The 18,954-nt window shown below is 44.0% G+C and carries 11 protein-coding genes; 9 read left to right on the top strand and 2 right to left on the bottom strand.

All coding sequences use genetic code 11. The features are described 5' to 3' along the window. The first annotated feature begins 17 nt into the window (after positions 1-17). From V144x_RS14995 to V144x_RS14985, 3 genes are all read left to right on the top strand, one after another. A complete protein-coding gene (locus tag V144x_RS14995) occupies positions 18-1,685 on the top strand; it encodes a glycosyltransferase (RefSeq protein ID WP_144985948.1) in 1,668 nt (555 codons plus the stop codon). A 165-nt stretch (positions 1,686-1,850) separates the two neighbouring features. Beyond that, positions 1,851-2,621, top strand: a complete 771-nt coding sequence (gene tam / locus V144x_RS14990; protein ID WP_144985947.1) for a trans-aconitate 2-methyltransferase — start codon at positions 1,851-1,853, stop codon at positions 2,619-2,621. A 112-nt stretch (positions 2,622-2,733) separates the two neighbouring features. Further along, the gene (locus tag V144x_RS14985) at positions 2,734-3,417 is read left to right on the top strand and encodes a GrpB family protein (protein WP_197998441.1); all 684 of its coding nucleotides are present in this window, start codon (positions 2,734-2,736) and stop codon (positions 3,415-3,417) included. Between the two features lie 27 nt (positions 3,418-3,444). Here the strand turns inward: V144x_RS14985 and V144x_RS14980 are convergent, their stop codons facing one another. Then, positions 3,445-5,634 (bottom strand): FdhF/YdeP family oxidoreductase, encoded by a 2,190-nt coding sequence (locus tag V144x_RS14980; protein WP_144985946.1) that lies wholly within the window; start codon positions 5,632-5,634, stop codon positions 3,445-3,447. Between the two features lie 253 nt (positions 5,635-5,887). Between V144x_RS14980 and V144x_RS14975 the strand changes: the two genes are divergently transcribed. The 6 genes from V144x_RS14975 (at position 5,888) to V144x_RS14950 (ending at position 17,634) form a co-directional block, all read left to right on the top strand. Next, positions 5,888-7,852 (top strand): redoxin domain-containing protein, encoded by a 1,965-nt coding sequence (locus V144x_RS14975; protein ID WP_144985945.1) that lies wholly within the window; start codon positions 5,888-5,890, stop codon positions 7,850-7,852. Between the two features lie 88 nt (positions 7,853-7,940). Further along, the gene (locus V144x_RS14970) at positions 7,941-10,283 is read left to right on the top strand and encodes an efflux RND transporter permease subunit (RefSeq protein ID WP_144985944.1); all 2,343 of its coding nucleotides are present in this window, start codon (positions 7,941-7,943) and stop codon (positions 10,281-10,283) included. Between the two features lie 228 nt (positions 10,284-10,511). After that, positions 10,512-13,160, top strand: a complete 2,649-nt coding sequence (locus V144x_RS14965) for a PSD1 and planctomycete cytochrome C domain-containing protein (RefSeq protein ID WP_197998440.1) — start codon at positions 10,512-10,514, stop codon at positions 13,158-13,160. Between the two features lie 67 nt (positions 13,161-13,227). Beyond that, positions 13,228-14,682 (top strand): DUF1501 domain-containing protein, encoded by a 1,455-nt coding sequence (locus V144x_RS14960; protein ID WP_144985942.1) that lies wholly within the window; start codon positions 13,228-13,230, stop codon positions 14,680-14,682. 25 nt (positions 14,683-14,707) lie between these two features. Further along, entirely contained in the window at positions 14,708-15,970 is a 1,263-nt protein-coding gene (locus V144x_RS14955) for a M14-type cytosolic carboxypeptidase (RefSeq protein WP_144985941.1), read from the top strand. 281 nt (positions 15,971-16,251) lie between these two features. Beyond that, positions 16,252-17,634 carry a BPL-N domain-containing protein gene (locus tag V144x_RS14950; protein ID WP_144985940.1) on the top strand — a complete coding sequence of 461 codons (1,383 nt, stop codon included), beginning with the start codon at positions 16,252-16,254 and terminating at the stop codon, positions 17,632-17,634. A 19-nt stretch (positions 17,635-17,653) separates the two neighbouring features. On the opposite strand, the gene V144x_RS14945 is transcribed toward V144x_RS14950, so the two are convergent. Next, positions 17,654-18,940, bottom strand: a complete 1,287-nt coding sequence (locus V144x_RS14945) for a metal-dependent hydrolase family protein (RefSeq protein WP_144985939.1) — start codon at positions 18,938-18,940, stop codon at positions 17,654-17,656. Positions 18,941-18,954 lie beyond the last annotated feature (14 nt).

Genomic DNA, 18,954 nt, shown 5'->3' with positions numbered 1-18,954 from the left:
GAGGTCAATTTCAACAGATGCAAATCACTCATTCCTCACACCGGTTCCTGATTTATGTTGTCGCCTATGAAGCCGAACAACATTTGCACGATTTATTCGAACGGATCCCATACGAGTTATTCAACCGGTCGGACATTCACTTTCTGGTAAGTGATGATGCTTCGTCGGATAATGGTCCCAATGTATTAAAAGAGTGGTTGGAAGCTCATGAAATCTACAACGTTACAATTCTAAAAAACCGTGACAATCAAGGTTACGGGGGGAACCAGAAAATCGGTTTTCGCGTAGCAGTTGATGAAGGATATGACTGTGTAATTTTATTACACGGTGATGGACAGTATACTCCTGAGCTTTTACCCGAATTCATGAATATCTGGAAAGAGTCACAACCTGATGTGATTTTGGGTACGCGAATGCATTCAACCAGTAGTGCGCGCAAAGGGGGGATGCCATTGTATAAGCTTGTCGGAAATCGAATTCTGACAACTTTTCAAAATTGGCTCACGGGTTGGAAATTGAGCGAGTATCACACCGGATATCGTGCCTACGCAACAAAATTTCTGGCAAGTGTTCCGTTTGAAATCAATACAAACGAATTTCACTTCGATACGGAGATCCTACTCCAGGCAGCCCATGTTGGAGCCAGCGTAAGAGAGATTGAGATTCCTACCTTTTATGGCAATGAAGTTTGTCGTGTACCAGGTTTGAAATATGCCTGGGATGTGGTAACCGCGACGATACAATTCAAAATGCACCAGTGGGGGATGTTGTGTTCGTTAAAACTAAGAAATTTGTCTACGGATCGATATCGTGACAAGACACAGGCTGAATACTCATCACATGCGCTCGCGCTGGATCTGTTAAAAAAACACAAGTCGCAAAAAGTTCTGGATCTTGGTTGTGGTTTGGGACATGTAGCATCGCAATGCGAGCGATCTGGAATGGAAGTGACAGGTGTGGACTGTGTAAGACCACTTCCTGAAACAATGACGGAATTCCATTCGGCAAATCTGGAAACTGATGTGTTACCAGTATCAATAAGAGACTTTGACGCGGTGTTATTATTGGATGTGATTGAGCATCTTGCCAACCCGGAGGATTTTTTGTTGTCGATGCGCAATGACGACCGAAATCATCCTGCAGACGCGCTTCAAGGACCGGAATTTTCAGATCAGCCTCAAGAATTTGAAAGTGACAAGACCAACATCGAGCATGAAAATGATCCTGTCGAGGCAGAAAGCAATTTATCTCAGCCATTGCTTGTTTTGTCCACTCCCAATGTGGCGTTTGCTGCAATACGGCTCAATTTATTGATGGGGCAATTCAGATATGCTGAGCGAGGAATTTTAGACATCACTCATAAACGACTCTTTACACGTCGTTCCCTGCTGCAGATGTTAAAGGTATGTGGATACGAAATTGAACGCGTGCATGGAGTCGGTGTTCCCTTCGCAGCAGTCATGCCGGGCCGCACTGGTCGTATACTAGGTTGGCTGGCGAACCTGTTTGCAAAACTATGGCCATCGTTATTCGCATTTCAGATTCTCGTGGAATGTCGCCCTCGTCCTGGAGTCAATCAGGTTCTGAGAGATGCAATACGTATTCATGAAGTCACTTCTGAGGAAAACGCGTCTGTGATTATCAAGAACTTAAATCATACAGAGTCACATGGAATACCAGAGTAAATTGAATATCAATCGCTTTAATTCTATATTCCAAAATAAACTTTGTGAGTATTCTTTTACTCTTAGTGAACCCGTTTAGATTTAATCTGTCCTAAGAATATTACAGCGTTGACTAATTCATTAGTAAATTTTTGGCTATCATCCATCGCTTAAGGAATCATAGGGGTGCCAGTCTGGGATTCAGATCAGTATTTGAAGTTTCAAAAGGAACGTACCCAGCCTGCTATCGACTTAGCTTCTCGCGTTGAAATTAAAAATCCAAAAGAGATAATTGATGTGGGATGTGGTCCGGGAAACAGTACGGCTGTGATTGCAAAACGCTGGCCTGAGGCACAGATTAGCGGGTTTGACAGTTCACACGCGATGCTAAAGACAGCAAAAAATTCTGTCCCCAAAGTTCACTGGTTTCAGGCTGATGTTGCTACCTGGCAGCCGGAGGTCTGTTATGATCTCATCTTTTCCAACGCGGTTTTTCAATGGGTCCCTGATCACAATAAACTATTCTCTCGCCTGATCAGTTTTCTCAAACCTGGAGGTGCGCTGGCTGTGCAGCTTCCTACTCATTATGCTTCTCCTTTACACCAATCTGTGCTGGAACTGTCTACGTCTTCTCAATGGAAACAAGCGACAAAAATTGCACGTCAGACTGTCGCAACAGAGTCTCGAGAGTTCTACTATAATCTGCTTGTACCTTTGGTCTCTCATGTCGAAATCTGGGAAACCGATTATATTCATGTGTTAGAGAGTGTCGAAGCCATTCTGGAATGGTTTCGTGGCACGGGATTACGTCCCTATTTGGAAGCTCTGGCCAATGACCAGCAGCGTGCTCAGTTTGAGCAGGAACTGTTGGACCGTTATCGGCCCGCTTATCCTCCGCAGCAAAACGGAAAAGTTTTGTTCCCATTTCGACGTCTGTTTATCATTGCCTATCGATAAGAACTACGAGCTTAAAGTCGCTCTCTAAAACGATGAGAATGTTGGTCTTGCTTGACAACATAGAGCGAGTCTAAAAAAAATCGCTTTGATAGAAGTCCGAATCTTGTGACAGATGTCATTCATAGGGCCAGGTCAAGATGAAGTGATGTTCTTTTCAAGATACTGTTGTGAGGTTTTTCCTGATGAAAAAGTGAAGAAATTTGTTAAGCTGGAAGTTCCATACGCTGAAGATTCTTATCTACTCGGCATTATTTTTGACGTTCGTAATCAAGACCCCAGAGTTATAGAAATGAAAAGAGCACCAGTTGAGTTAGTAGAATATGACCCCGAGTGGCCTGACAAGTTTGAAACTGAGAGGGCCTTCTTAATGAAGATAATTGGCCAATGGTTTTACGGCAGCATAGAGCATGTGGGGAGTACTGCTATTCCAGGACTTCTTGCAAAGCCAGTGATTGATATTATGTTCGGAGTTAAGTCACTCAATGATTCACGTCCAGCTATTGATGTGCTGGTAAACAATGGGTATGAGTATTGGCCCTACAAAGCGGAAGTCATGCACTGGTTCTGTAAACCATCGGATGCATTTCGAACACATCACCTACATTTAATACCATTTCAAAGTCCACTTTGGAACGAGCGCATTCAATTTCGTGATCTCTTACTTACAAATCAAAAAATCGCAAAAGAATATTCGGATTTAAAAAGAGAACTTGCCGCACGATATAAGGAAGATCGTGAAACTTATACTCAGATGAAATGGCCGTTTATTCAGCGCGTACTGGAGGATGAAAAATAAATTCTACGTCAGTTTTACTGTGACAAATCAAGCGACCGCTGGTTCTTCTGATGTAATAGTAATCCACACCGATTTGAAGCCCGGTGTCTTTGAAAGCGGATCGACCGTGTGTGGTACGAGAACGTTGGCTTCAGGGTAATACATGAGTGCGTTGCCGGCGCGGATGTCAAACTCTCGTACCAAAATGTATTGCATCTCCCCTGCTTCACTTTTAACAGTCACTCGTTGATCAGGTTTGAAGCCAAGCCGTTCAATGTCTGTTTTATTCATCAGAATTACATCTCGGCGTTCCTGGCCGCGATAGATGTCTTCATCATCATAGACAACGCTGTTGAACTGTCCTTCCGAACGAGCAGTCATTAAACGTATTTGATTCTCTTCTTTGGGGAGTTTTGGGAATGGAATTGCATGAAATTTGGCTTTACCATTTTCTGTAGGAAATTGGTATTCTTCAAAAGCACGACCGGTGACGTGAAATTCTTTATTCGACTGAATTGTCTCTTTCATGCCTTCATAACCGGGAATGAGTTCTGCAATCAATTCACGGATCGCTGTATGGCTCTCCAGTTTTTTCCAGTCGATCCGATTGTCGTCAGCGAATAATTTTTGGCCGATGGCAGCCAAAATTGAGACTTCACTTCGGGGGCCTTCAAAACGTGATTTCCCTCCATCGCTCATACGAACATAGCTAAACATCGATTCCTGAGTTGTTGACTGTGGTTCTTCGTCGCGCGGTAGAACGGGGAGAATTAATGTTTCTTCACCAGTTCCCCAGACATGACCGGTGTTTAATGTTGTCGAGAGATACAACACTGTTTTGATACGATTCATTGCCTCCAGAGCGTATTTTGTATCGGGATTACTGCCAAACAAATTACCACCCAGACAGAATGCAAAATCAATTTCTCCACGATGAGAGGCTTCCATACAGGCCATCGTGTCATAGCCAGGAGTTGTGGGAACTTTGATATTCAATTGACTTTCAAAACGCTCGAGCATCGCTTGTTTCATGCCGGGGGTCACACCCACTGATCCCAGACCTTGAACATTACTATGTCCACGAATCGGCATCAAGCCTGCCTTACGGCGGCCAACCATGCCTCTTAATAGCGAAACATTAACAATTGATTGAACATTATTCGTGCCATGCAGATGATGAGTGATTCCCATACACCAACCGATGACTACATTTTTTGCAGAAATGTATTGGTCTGCGATTTTTTTAATAGTTTGCCGATTAACACCACTGTGTTTTATGACTTCATCCCAGCTGGTGTTTTTCACCTGTTCCTGGAATGCTTCAAAATTTTCTGTATGTTTGGCAATGAAATCTGAGTCGTGAACACCTTGCTCCAGTACTTCTTTTGCAATACCGGTCAGCAAAGCCATGTCACCGCCAATATGAGGCTGTACGTACATCGAAGCGATGCTTGATCCAAATAACAAACTTCGTACATCACTGGGAACTTTAAAATTGACGAGTCCCAATTCCTTGACCGGGTTAATGACAATCACTTTTCCGCCACGACGACGGATTTCCATAAATGCTTTCATTAAACGCGGATGATTGGAAGAGGGATTGGCTCCAATTAAGATATAGAGATCTGTATGGTCTAGGTCTTCCAGTCGAATGGTCCCTGCTCCGGTGCCAATACTGGAGCCTAAACCCACCCCACTGGCTTGATGGCAGTAAAATGAGCAATTGTTAACATAGTTGGTGCCCATTAAACGCGAGAGCATTTGGAAGAGGAAACCAGCTTCATTGGAAGAACGTCCACTGGCATAGAAAAAACTACGGTCAGCTCCAGCAGCTTTCAGACGATCAACGACCAGATCAATCGCTTTATCCCAGGAAATGGGGCGATAATGTTCTTCCCCTTTGGAAAGTAATAAAGGCTCGGTAAGTCTACCACTGTATTCCAGCTTCCGCGAAGAAAGTGACTGTAATTGGCTGAGAGTATTTTTCGCAAAGAATTCTGAAGATACTGAGGGTTGCATATCCGAAGCCATTGCTTGAAACGACTTTTTACAGACTTCTGGGAATAGGCCTGCCTCATTCACCATCCCCCCCTTTTGTCCGCCCATCCCTACTGCACAGGTTTTACAGGCATTCTTGGAACGCATCGACTTCCAAAGTTTCCACCAACCGACCCGATTTGCGAGTTTCAGGCTATATTTAATCGCTTTCCAACCGCCGCCGCTTCGAGGAGCTTTCACTCTGCTGCCTTTCTCTAGTACTGATCTGAGGCACAATCACACAGGTATGGATTGTGTTAATTTCTTTTAAAGAGAATTTTTAATTCTGTTGCCAAAATGTGCAACCAATGCGAGTTACGTCGAGTATATCTAATTGAAACTGTCCAATCAACGCGGGAGGCCTACAATCATTTTAATGAGGGTTGCGTGTGTTTCCGACGCGTTGATAAAATAAACGCACCTATCTAATTGATTCAGGAGGAAGGATCACTTCATGTTACGTATCTGTTTGATATGTCTGTTTTCATTGTTTTTTCTCAATAGCAGCTTCCTGTTTGCTAACGAAGGGACGGAATATACAAAATCAGGTTTACTGACATTTCGACTGCCGACCTCAAATGGGGGTATCGCAGAATTGACCGAAAAACCTAAGCACTCCGCAATTGTCGTCTGTTTTTTGGGAGCCGAATGTCCGCTGGCGAGATTATATGGACCGAAATTAAACCAGATGCAGGCCGACTATCAAACGCAGGGAGTTCGGTTCATCGGTGTGAATAGTAATCAACAGGATTCTTTGGAAGATGTGCAGAAATATGTCAAACGCTATGAGATTCAATTTCCAGTAGCCAAGGATTACGGTAACGAAGTCGCAGATCAGTTCAAAGCTGTTCGCACTCCGGAAGTGTTTGTTCTCGATAAGAGCTTGAAAATTCGTTATCGCGGTCGTATTGATAATCAATATTTACCTGGCATTTCTCGTGCGGAAACGACATCGCATGACTTGAAGAACGCACTTGATCAACTTCTTGCGGGTGAGATGATTAAGGTGGCCAGCACCGAACCGAATGGTTGTTTTATTGGCCGTGTTAAAAAAACGACTGGAAAAACGAAACTGACGTTTTGTAAAGAAGTTGCGGGGGTTTTAAATCGACATTGTGTTGAGTGTCATCGCAAAGGCGAGATAGCGCCGTTCGGCTTGACTGAATATGATGAAGTGCGTGGCTGGGCTGAAACTATGCTGGAAACCATTGAAGACGGTCGCATGCCTCCCTGGCACGCGAGTCCAAAGTATGGGAAGTATGCGAATACCCGGTACATGTCGGAAGCCGATAAGGACATTCTGCGTGATTGGGTTGCTGGAGGAATGCCATTTGGTGATGTTAAAGATCTACCACAACTTCCAAAGTTTCAAGACGGTTGGCATTTACCTCAAGTCCCCAAAACGGTTTATCAAATGCGAAAGCGACCGTTTATCGTTCCGAAAGAAGGTGTTGTAGAGTATCAGTATTTTGTCGTAGATCCAGGATTTAAAGAAGACAAGTGGGTTACTGGTGCTCAAGTTCTACCAGGGAATCGATCTGTTGTTCATCATGCAATCGTTTTTATTCGTCCACCTGACGGATCCGATTTTAGAGGGATCGGCTGGTTGACCGCTTATGTGCCTGGGCAACGCGTCAGCATGTTACCCCCGGGACGCGCTCGAAGAGTTCCCGCTGGCTCCAAGTTAGTTTTCCAGATGCATTACACACCGACTGGATCAGTGGAGGAAGATATTTCGAAAGTTGGGTTACTATTTGGTGAGGAGAAGGATATCACCCACGAAGTTTTTACCCTGGTGGGTATTGATCAGGAATTCGAAATACCGCCTCATGCAAAAGATTTTCCCGTCTCTGCGAAAGTACGTCGTATTCCACCGAAGGCAGAATTATTAGCCATCGCACCTCATATGCATTTGCGAGGCAAGTCGTTTCGTCTGTTCATGAAGCAGAAAGGCGATTCACAAATTTTGTTGGATGTGCCCAATTATGATTTCAATTGGCAACATATTTACGAGTTGAGTCAGCCGATGAAACTTGACACGGTGGATGAGCTTAAATTTACCGTGAAGTTTGATAATTCGGAAGAGAACCCCTTTAATCCTGATCCAAATGAATATGTGACTTGGGGTGATCAAACATGGGAAGAGATGGCGATTGCCTTTTTTGAAATTGCAGAACCTCGTTTTACTAAGCAGAAGATGAAAAAGCCAGAAAAGAAAAAGGTGAACTCTGAACTGGAACGAAAGCAGCGAGTTGAGAAATTTGTCGCTGAGTTTATCCAGCGATTTGACAAAAACAAAGACGGACATGTCGATGTTGATGAGATGCCTTTATCGACCAAGCGTTTTGGATTTCGAAATCTTGATCATAATGACGATGGAAGGTTGCAAAGGAAAGAAATCGAAAGTGCAGCCAGATAACGATCGTAAACGTCATTTTTTAAAATTGTGTTCGGAATACTCATCACTTTATTTCTAGAATCTCTTTTCCGGCAGAAAGTAACACAGAGTGTTTCGTACATTTAATCGATGTTCGACTTGGTTAGTTGACCATCCTGCTACCGTAACAATTTTGATTCTGATTTTGAGCGGGATTGCACTGCTGGGGTATACTGTTCCGGAACCGGTTCGTGACTGGTTTAAACCAGTCCCTGTTGTAGAGAAACAAAGCAATCCTTCAAAACCAAAACTCATACGTCAAGCACCTCCTGATGTCGACCCCATCAGTCTAACCGATGCCCACACGATTCTCGTGGTTGACTCAGATGAGTTCTTTACCACAGAGGGGATCAAAGCGCTCAGAGCGATCGTTGCGAAAATCGAATCGCTTGATTATGTACGAAGTGTATTCTGGTTGGATGATATCCCTAATCTTAATATTTTCGGTTTAAGAGAACCAATCATTCCTAATAAACGGGCTTCTGAAAAACGATTGATGGCTGCAAAAGAGAAAGCGATAGCCCATCCATTAGTTGGAGGACAGTTACTCTCTGAAGATGGTCAAACTTTATTATTGATGGTGAAATTTGACTGGTTCTATGTTGATGACGATGAAGATTGTACCACCGGATTGAAGCAAGTGGCACAACAGGTTGCAGAAGAATATCCTGAAGTTAACTTTTCTTTTATGACAACAGGCCATATCCCCACCTACCTGACAGCAATTCGCACACATAATGCTAACAAAGTTAAATATCAGGTAATCGGTTATGGAATGATCTTGCTGATGGCGGTCATTCTATTTCGTGGCATTTCTGCCGTCATTATCGTGGCACTGGCGCCGATGTTCGGCGTCTTTCTGACAATGGGAGTCATTCAGTTTTTTGATTTTCAGAACAATCCCTTTAATGATGTTGTTTTACCTGTGTTGCTGAGTCTGGTTGGTTTTACGGATGGTGTGCACTTGATGGTACAGATCCGACGGCATCGTGCAGCAGGCTTGAGTGGACGTGATGCTGCCCGTCGAGGAGTTCAAGAGGTGGGTCTTGCTTGTGCTCTGACTTCACTGACGACTGCGATTGGCTTTGGTTCCCTTTCGTTAGCACATCATGAAACTGTTCGAGAGTTTGGTTATAGTTGTGTAATCGGCGTAATTTTAACATTTGTCGCTGTGATTACGGTAATTCCCCTTGCCTGTCGTACTTGGCTCGGACGCTCAATTCATGTTGGTCACAATAAGGGAATCATTGATCGTCATTTGGGGCGCATTAGTGTGATCATCGACCTGGTACTCACACGGACGAAATTGATCAGTTCATTGGGTATTGGCATCACTGTTGCTTTGATTTTGATTTCTTCGACACTCAGACCTGATGAACGTCGTGCAAATATGTTACCCGAAGGTTCAGAGGCAGCATTGGCGCTCAATCATATGGACAAGGCGTTAGGCGGCCTGGAGCATTCACGTATTCAAGTGACATGGAACGACAATGTAGAATCGAATTCCCCCGAGGTATTAATCGCCATCAGTAAAATTGATGATTTATTGCAGCAGGAACCATTAATTGGACATCCGATTTCAATTCGTAACATTTTGGGAGCCCTTCCTGGTGAGGGGGATCCAGAAGAGCGAATGTCAATGCTTGATTTATTACCACCTCCATTAAAACGCGCTTTTTATACTCCCGAACATCATCGCGCTGATGTCAGTTTTCATGTACAGGATTTAGGAATTGCCAGGTATGGTCCCACCTTTACTCGAATCGAAGAGGGATTAACGGCAATCAATGCAGAGCATACCGACTTTCAGTTTAGCTTGACCGGTTCTGCTGTTTGGCGTTGGAGAAATCTGTATCAGATTGTTGTTGACTTAGCGACCAGCCTGGGAAGCGCTGCGATCATAATTTTCATTGTGCTGGCGTTTGCTTTTCAATCCTTGAGACTGGGTTTGATTTCGATTATTCCGAACATGTTTCCTTTGGCTGTCACAGGTACTTATCTCGTTTTGACGGGACAGGCACTGGAAGTCGTCAGCGTATGTGCATTCACAGTTTGTCTGGGAATTGCCGTCGATGATACCATTCATTTTTTGACGCGCTTTCGAGAAGAACAACTGAATGTCGAAAACGATCATGAAGCCATCCATCGTGCATTTACGGGAGTTGGGACCGCGCTTATCATGACCACAATTGTATTAGTTGCCGGTTTTTCCACTGTAGTGTTTAGTGATATGCGCGATCAACGTATCTTTGCCATTATGAGCGGCTTGACGATTTCATCTGCGCTCTTCGGTGATTTGGTCTTCTTACCTGCTCTCTTGGCACAGTACGCAAAACGATCACAGGTTCCCGCGATTCAAGAGCCAGAACAGGCCCCGATCCAGCCGGTTGAGGGAAGTTTAGTTTCAGACTAACACGACATACTTTGGCAGCGTCATATTCAGCAGAGCCAGAATGTATCGAATACAGTTATGGTTCTGATTCTCAAGAAATGATTGAGTGTGCAGTTTAAGTAAAGTTAAATAATTTGACTTCCGTACTGTTGCACGTTATCTTTGTACCCTATCAATACGTTTTCTTCATTCATTCGGATTGAAGAAACCCTGCCTCATTTTGTTCCCACCCCAACAAGGAACAGAACTTTGTTTGTCCAAACGATTTCAAGATTCCTCACTGGTTGCAGCACGTTTCTCTTTTGCTTGCCGAGTTTGGCATATTCTGATCAGAAACTTACGTTTGAGAATGACATTCGTCCTATTTTCAAAACATATTGTTTTCATTGTCACGGTGAGGAAAAAGAGCTTTCCGGTGCGCTGGATTTGCGGTTACGGCGATTGATCATGCAGGGAGGCGAGTCGGGGACTGTTATAGAAACAGGTAAACATGCTGAAAGTCTACTCTTTCAATACGTTGAGTCCGGTGAGATGCCTCCCGATGAAAAATTGCAACTTAAGCCAGAAGAAGTATCGATTATTGCAAAATGGATTGATCAAGGGGCTAAGACTGCTGGTCCGGAACCAGATGGAGAAATCAAACCAGGGCAATTTCTGATTTCACCTGAGGAACGGTCGCACTGGGCTTTTCGTCCGATTAAAAAATCATCTGTTCCTGTTGTCGCTGATTTATTGAAAGAGGAATCCTCGGCAGAAATCAATCCTGTAGATGCTTTCATCGGACGAAAGTTGAAAGAGAAAGGACTGTGGTTCTCTCAGGCAGCAGATCGAAGAACTCTCATCAGACGCGCTTCATATAATTTGACAGGTTTACCGCCAACTCCTGAAGAAGTTAACAATTTTCTTGCCGATGAGTCACCTGACGCTTACGAGAAACTGATTGATCGTTTACTTGAATCACCTCATTATGGCGAGCGTTGGGCGCGCCACTGGTTAGATGTGGCCGGCTATGCAGACTCAGAAGGTTATAATGACAAAGACCTCATTCGCCCCGATGCCTGGCATTATCGTGATTATGTCATTCGTGCGCTGAATGCCGATAAACCCTGGGACCAATTTATCATTGAACAACTCGCTGGTGATGAGTTGATCAAAGCGACACATGCCTCTGCCCAGAAACTGATTGATGAAGATCCGGATGCCTATGATAAGTTAACTGCGACTGGTTTTTTGCGTCTGGCTCCAGATGGAACTGGATCGAGTCCAATGGACCCAGCAATCGCACGTAATCAAGTGATTACGGAAACTGTCAAGATTATGTCTTCGTCGCTACTGGGAATGACTGTTGGTTGTGCTGAATGCCACCACCATCGATTTGATCCTATTCCCCAACAGGACTTTTACCGTTTACGCGCTGTGATTGCTCCTGTATTTGATCCTTTCAAATGGCGTGTTCCCAAGAATCGTCGAGCTGCGTTACTAGCGAAAGAAGATAAAGAAAAAGTCGCTCAACTTTCAGCAAAAGTGAAAGCCCTTGATGAGCAGCACAATAAAGTTAAGAGCGAAGTTCTTCAGTTGATTTCAGAACGCGTTTTCAAAGAAATACCTGAAGAGGATCGAGAGCTTGCCAAAAATGCTTTTGAAACAGAGCGCAAAGAACGATCTACGGAACAGGCCGAGTTTCTCAAAAAGAAGTATCCCATGTTAGATTTACTTTCTCTGGGGAATCTGCACTTATTCATAGCACGCTATAAAGATGGTAATGATTTGACAAAGCGATATGAGGAGATTAAGGAGAAAGCAGACAAATTACGAACAAAAATTCCTAAGCCAGAATACATTAGAATTGCAACAGAAGATTCACGACATATTCCCGAGACCTTTGTCTTTTATCGTGGAGATATTTCCTCACCAGAGTCAGATCGAATTGATCCTGGTGGCCTGACTGTGATCGGACAGAAATCAAATAATACATTTCCTGATAATGACCCACAATTACCAACAACCGGCCGTCGTTTGGCGTTTGCTCGCTATTTAACAAACGGAAAACACCCGCTGGTAGCCCGTGTGTTAATGAACCGTTTCTGGATGCACCATTTTGGGCGTGCGATTGTTGATTCCACCGGTGATTTTGGGACACGCTCTGCAACACCAACACATCCAGAATTGTTGGATTGGTTGGCTGCTGATTTTATGGAACATGGATGGCATTTAAAACGTATTCATCGTTTGATAATGACTTCGAAAACTTATCGTCAAACTTCGACAACACATTCGGAGAAAGCGGCTTCCATCGATGCCGACAATCGATTGCTGTGGAGAATGCCAATGAAACGATTAGAAGCTGAAGCGATTCGGGATGCAATATTAGCTGTCAGTGGAGAATTGAACCGAGAGCAATTTGGTGTGCCTGTTCCCGTTTCGTTGTCTGATAGCGGTTTGATTACAGTCGGTGCTGGAAAAATATCCAAGGATCGTCGCGAATTAAAACGGTCGGTTTATATTCAGGTGCGTAGAACACAACCAGTTACCATGCTGAATGCCTTTGATGCTCCCAGCATGGAGCCGAATTGTGAAAGGAGAGTTTCTTCAACAGTAGCAACGCAATCATTAGCGTTACTCAATAGTGAATTCATGCGTACTCAATCTGTTGCATTCGCAAAGCGCGTCATCGCAAGTGTAAGCCAAAAAACTGATAACGAAACCATAATTCGAACTGCATGGAAAATGGCATTGTGCAGTGAACCGTCGCCGGCTGAAATGCAGGCATTACAAAAACATATGCAATTACAGATAAAAGAATACAAGACGCAGAAAGTGCAAAACCCACAGGAGGAATCTTTGGCTGCACTATGTCATGTCTTGTTTGGTACGAATCAATTTTTATATATTGAATGAATTTCAACGATCGTTAACTCTGAATGTTGTCTGACTTTTATTCGATATTCTAAAGAGGGAGTCTGTTGTGTCTCTGGTCTCTTCAAATTCAACTATAAGTTCTCGTCGTCATTTTCTGGCACAAGGTGCTTTTGGAATTTCAACACTTGGTCTGGCGAGTTTGTTAAAAGAGGAACAACTTTTAGCGGCACCTGATAAGCCCGAATTAGAAGCACAAACATACGATTTATTGCCTAAAAAAACGGACCACCCTGCTCGAGCAAAATCGATGATTTCCATATTCTGTGGAGGTGGTCCCAGTCATTTAGATCTCTTTGATCGTAAACCGATTCTCGATGAATATGCCGGTAAGCGGTTTCCCGGTGATGGAATCAAATATGATAACGCCGGTCAGGCTACGTCCATTATTATGCCTTCTCCGAATACATTTAAAAAATGCGGAGAATCAGGCATGGAAATCAATGTAGAAATGCTACCGCACTTTGCGGAAATTGTTGACGATGTCACTCTGATTCGATCAATGCAGTTACCGAATATTCGAAATCATGTAGCAGGCATGCGTGCTATGACCACAGGTCGTGGTCGTGAAGGTTGGCCCTCTCTGGGAAGTTGGTTGACTTATGGATTGGGGTCTGAGACGCAAAACTTGCCTGCATTCGTTGCCATTACAATTCCCAAAAATCCAGTTGGGTCACCTTATTGGGACAGCCGTCAGTTACCATCCATTTATCAGGGGACTGTTGTCAGTAAAAATGAACCTCGTATTGCCAACTTAAATCCGATAACACAACTCAAAGGAAAACCTCAGGGACATCAACTGGATTTGCTGAAAGAGTTGAATCAGATTCATCTTGAGCGTCATCCGGGCGAACATGACCTTTCTGCAAGAATTGCCAGTTACGAATTAGCTGCTCGCATGCAAACAGCAGCATCTGAAGCTTTAGATTTATCAAAAGAAACGAAATCAACACAAGAGCTCTATGGTGCCGACGATCCAGTTACGAAAGAATTTGCCGACGCCTGTATCCTGGCACGTCGATTTGTAGAACGTGGTGTGCGTTTCGTACAAATCTGGAATTATGGTTGGGATATGCATGAAAACATTTTTGAATATTTAAAGAGACGCTGTGATGCTTCAGATAAACCTTGTGCTGCTTTAGTAACAGACTTGAAGAATCGTGGGCTCTTAGATTCAACTGTCGTGCAGTGGGGTGGAGAAATGGGGCGCTTGCCTGTGATTCAGGATCGTGGCGCAGGTAAAAAACCGGGCCGCGATCATAATACAGAAGGTTTCAGCATTTGGATGGCCGGCGGTGGAATCAAAGAGGGACATATATATGGTGCGACTGATGATTTTGGTCACCGGGCGGTCGAAGACGTGATGACACAACACGATTTTCACGCAACTTTGTTAAATCAATTTGGTTTAAAGCATAAAGATCTTCATTATACTCATAATACACAGCCTGTCGCATTAGTTGAGCCTGGGCAAGGAAACGTTGCTACGGGCATTTTAAAGTAATTCATCTCACAATTAGAAAGTTTCAATGTCAAGGATATGTTATTTCCTTAGCGGATTCCTGCTATTTGGTATGATACTACCAGCCCAGCTGAAGGCGGAAAAGCTGGTTGTCACATCTGACTTTGAAGGCGGATCAGCACAAGTCACCGAAATTGATCAAAGGAAACGAGCAATAACTATTCGTCCGGCCGGTGATCCCCAATTTGGCTGGCCTTGCTGGTGGTACTTTCAAGTCACTGGTATCACACCAGGTGAAGAGATCTCAGTCACAGTCGATGCGAGTGATCTGAAACAAGCGAATGGCAGAAAATTTTCCGCTATTTGGGCGCTACCAAATCAAGCAGCATTTAGTACGAATCAAAAAGAGTGGCAACAGACTCCACTTGGGATACGAAACAAGGAAACGTGCCAGTGGAAAGTAAAAATCGACGCAAATAACGTCTGGTTTGCTTGGGGGCCTCCCTTTATTCCCACGGATGCCCAGGAGTTAGTGAAGGAGTTGAGCAAGAAGCATGCGCATGCAACTGCGTTTGAATTGTGCAAGACCAGGGCTGGTCGTGCAGTCCCGGCTCTTTCTGTAATACAAGCGAAACATGAAAAAGACGCTCAAAGAATGGTGATTTGGGTTCAGGCACGCCAGCATGCCTGGGAATCTGGTGGCAGTTGGGTTGGTCGTGGTTTTATTAAATGGGCTGTGAGTGATGATCCCCAGGCGGTAAGTCTGAGAGAAAAAGCTGACATTTATTTTGTACCGATTATGGACATAGATAACGTGGCAACTGGTAATGGTGGAAAATCACAGGTCCCCCACGATCATAATCGAGATTGGACGAAAACATCGCGGTGGAACTCAGTCAAATCAGCCATGCAATATCTCAAAGAATTTGACCAGGCAAAACGGCTGGTTTTGTTTGTCGATTTACATAATCCAGGGGCAAATTCGAAACTTCCTTTCTTTTACGTAGCACCGCCAGAGCTTTCTACAAAAAGAGGGGGTCAACTTCAGGCTGCATTTATTGCAGCCTGCCGCAGGGAAATGAAAACGCCCTTTCGATTAAGTAAAAGCACTCCCTCGACAGGGCCAAAATATGACAAACGCTGGAAAGCAATTTCCAGTAATTGGGTCAGAAGTGAAACACACGAGTATGTGGTGGGAATTACGTTGGAGACTTGCTGGAATACGCCACATAGTACTACTGCTGGCTATATGGCAGTCGGCAAACAATTAGGGCGAGGTATCACACGCTATTTAGAAAATGATCCTCGGAAGTCCCATGATTTTGACTGACTCTCAAACTGTATGTTTTACTATTTATTTTTAATGAAAAATCAGTAAAGAAATTTACGCAAAATGCAACAACTTAATTGAGTGCTCAATGTGAGTTGAAAAACCGCCTATGATTTTAGCTTTTATCGGACCATGTAATCCGGTCGACGTTTTTTCTTTGAAGTTCGAAGCACCTGCCAACAAAGTCGATTTCATTATCGTGGCTGTCTTTCTTTTCTTATAATCTCCATCAATTTACATTATGGTCTTGTTGGTTCCTCCCTTACATAAGTGAATGGATTATGAGTTTACTCCGAGTTACAGCATTTGTTTTCGCACTTCTATTTCTGCAGATTACTTTATTCGCTAATTCTTTTGAGTATCTAAAACGTTCTTCACAGAAATCGGGACCAACGATTGCCGTGATTGGTTATCAATCCGAGGCTGGAAATGCCGGGGTACACGCTCTTTCTCAAATTGCAACTTGGGAAATATCAAGAGGAACACTTGTTGTTTTTCGAGAAAGTGATTCCTCTGAGTTAATTCATAAAAAACAGATCGCTCGATTGGGAAATCGCAGTCAATGGACTGAATCTGTTAATAAGATTTTGGAAGAGGTCAAGCCCGATTGGGTTATTCAGCTTTCTGAATCATTTGATGCAAAATCTCTCATTAGCGAATCCCATGGTTCAACGATCTATGGTCAAGGAAATGTTGCCAATTTACCCAAACTAGTTTCAGAGATGAGTCGTGCTGCTGAAGTCGCTGGATTAAAAGACGAGCCCAAATGGAAGCACCATATCCTGGAAATGAAAGATGTCGAATTACCACAAATGATTTCTGTTGTTACCTCAGCGAAACATCCCCAAAAGAGGCGTCTATGGGTTCGATCACGGCAGCAGCGAGCTGCAGTACATGAGTTATTAAGTAGATTGGAGATGAGAGCAGAAGGTTCTTCATATGATGACATCATGCCTAACCATCGAGAACAAGGAAAAATTCGCTTAGCGATTTATCACGGGCCAGGAGCGGTCAGTAGTAGTGGCCATGACCCGGTTTGGATTCAACATACACTAAGGTTTGTACCAGGTTTCCAAACGTCTCTTATCGGTCCTGTTGAAATTCAAGCTGGAAAACTGTCTCAGTTTGATGTTCTGCTGGTTGGAGGTGGGCTCTCAAATCGTCAGTCGAAGGGACTCGGGAGACGGGGGCGTGATTCTATCAAGAAGTTTGTCAAAGCAGGAGGTGGCTATGTCGGAATCTGTGCAGGTATGTTTTTAGCTTGTTCCTCGTCTGATTATCGTCTCGGTCTATTGCCAATTGATTCCGCATCCTGTTCTGGAATAGGAAAAATAAAGCTTGACTTTGATGCTGATAGAGAAATCCAGATAAAAGGAACGTATCCAGCCAAATTTTCTGGAGGTCCTGTCAAAGTTCGTAAATTAGATCCTTCTGAAAAGAATGTCAAAATACTGGCTTATTTCCGGTCAGAACCACTTGAGAAAACCACGAGTCGTAAATTGACTGACTCTCCGGCTATTGTCAGTGGGAATTATGGAAAAGGACGTGTGTTACTATTCAGCCCACATTGCGAGCGCGCTCCAGGCCCTCGATCTGCTTTTGTAAACGCAATTCATTGGGCAGCAAAATCAAAAGACTCTCCAAGATCAGATAGAGGGTCTTAATGAACTCTAATTGAATATCCTAAGAATTCTGAGTTGCGAAAATTCCGCGAGCCTGGCCACTCTTGACGATCCCCCCCTGTATGACAGCAATAAACCGTTTGCGGTCTTGAAGTAGAGAAATATCAGATACGACGTCACCATCAACAACTAGTACATCACCGAGTTTGCCTGGTGTGAGTGTGCCGAATTCTTCGCCGCGTCCCATAATTTCGGCACCGGTTTGCGTGGCGCACTTGATGACATCCAGCGGCTTGAATCCCACGTAATTTACGAAGAATTCCAATTCTTTTGCATAGTCACCATGTGGGTTCCAGGCGAACCCATAGTCGCCTCCCATCCCCACTCGCCCTCCTGCAGCAAGAATGCGGCGCGCACTTTCTGCTCCACCTTCGAGTGTTTCTTTATGGCCATCGATGACGGCTTGAGACATACCAAATTCAACACCTCGGTCGATGCTTGCCTGTTCAAAATAGAGTGCTGGAACGACAGGTACGTCTCGTGCTAATAGTAAGTCCAGGGTTTCATTATCAATAAATGTTCCATGTTCAAGTGTGTCATAACCAGCTAATAGTGCATTCTTAATGCCCTCTGTCGCGCGGCAGTGGCCAGTTACTTTCATATTGTGATTATGAGCGGTTTCAACAACTGCATGCATTTCGTCAAAAGTCATGCATAGGGTATGGTGGTCATTAGCATCGGCTGCCGCAGCATCACCCGTGGGGTAAGTTTTGACCCATTCAACACCATCTTTGAGCAGCTTACGTACTGCAGCCCGCGCTTCGTCCGCGCCATTGATCAATAAAATTAATCCTTCCATTCCGATTTTACGGAATTCAGGATTCCAGTCCATCAATCCGCCTGCACCACAGATTTCGCGACCACTTGCAGCCAAACGTGGGCCGGAAATCAGATCATTTTCAATCGCTTTTTTCATCCAGACATCGATATTAAACAGGCTCCCACCACTGCGCGCGGCCGTATACCCGCATTCGAGGGCTAGCTTCGCATTTGTGGAAGCAAGCAGCGTGACATATTCAACAGGATATTTAATGTCGAGATCTTCCAGAGCTGCAACATTGAAATAGGTTGGATGAAAATGAGCTTCAACCAGACCTGGCATGATCGTTCCACCATTAGCATCAATTTCGGTGGTATCACTTGCCATTTCTGGTAATTCCGTTGTCTTGCCAACGAATGAAATAGAACCGTCATCAATCAAGACTGCACCATCGGTAATGGGAGGAGTTCCTGTTCCATCAACCACCTGTCCATTTTTGATGAGCATACGAGTCGTCGCGATCTTCATTCTCTCTACTCCCA

The sequence above is a fragment of the Gimesia aquarii genome (genome assembly GCF_007748195.1).
Classification (GTDB): domain Bacteria; phylum Planctomycetota; class Planctomycetia; order Planctomycetales; family Planctomycetaceae; genus Gimesia; species Gimesia aquarii.
This window is presented reverse-complemented; position numbering and strand designations above follow the sequence as displayed.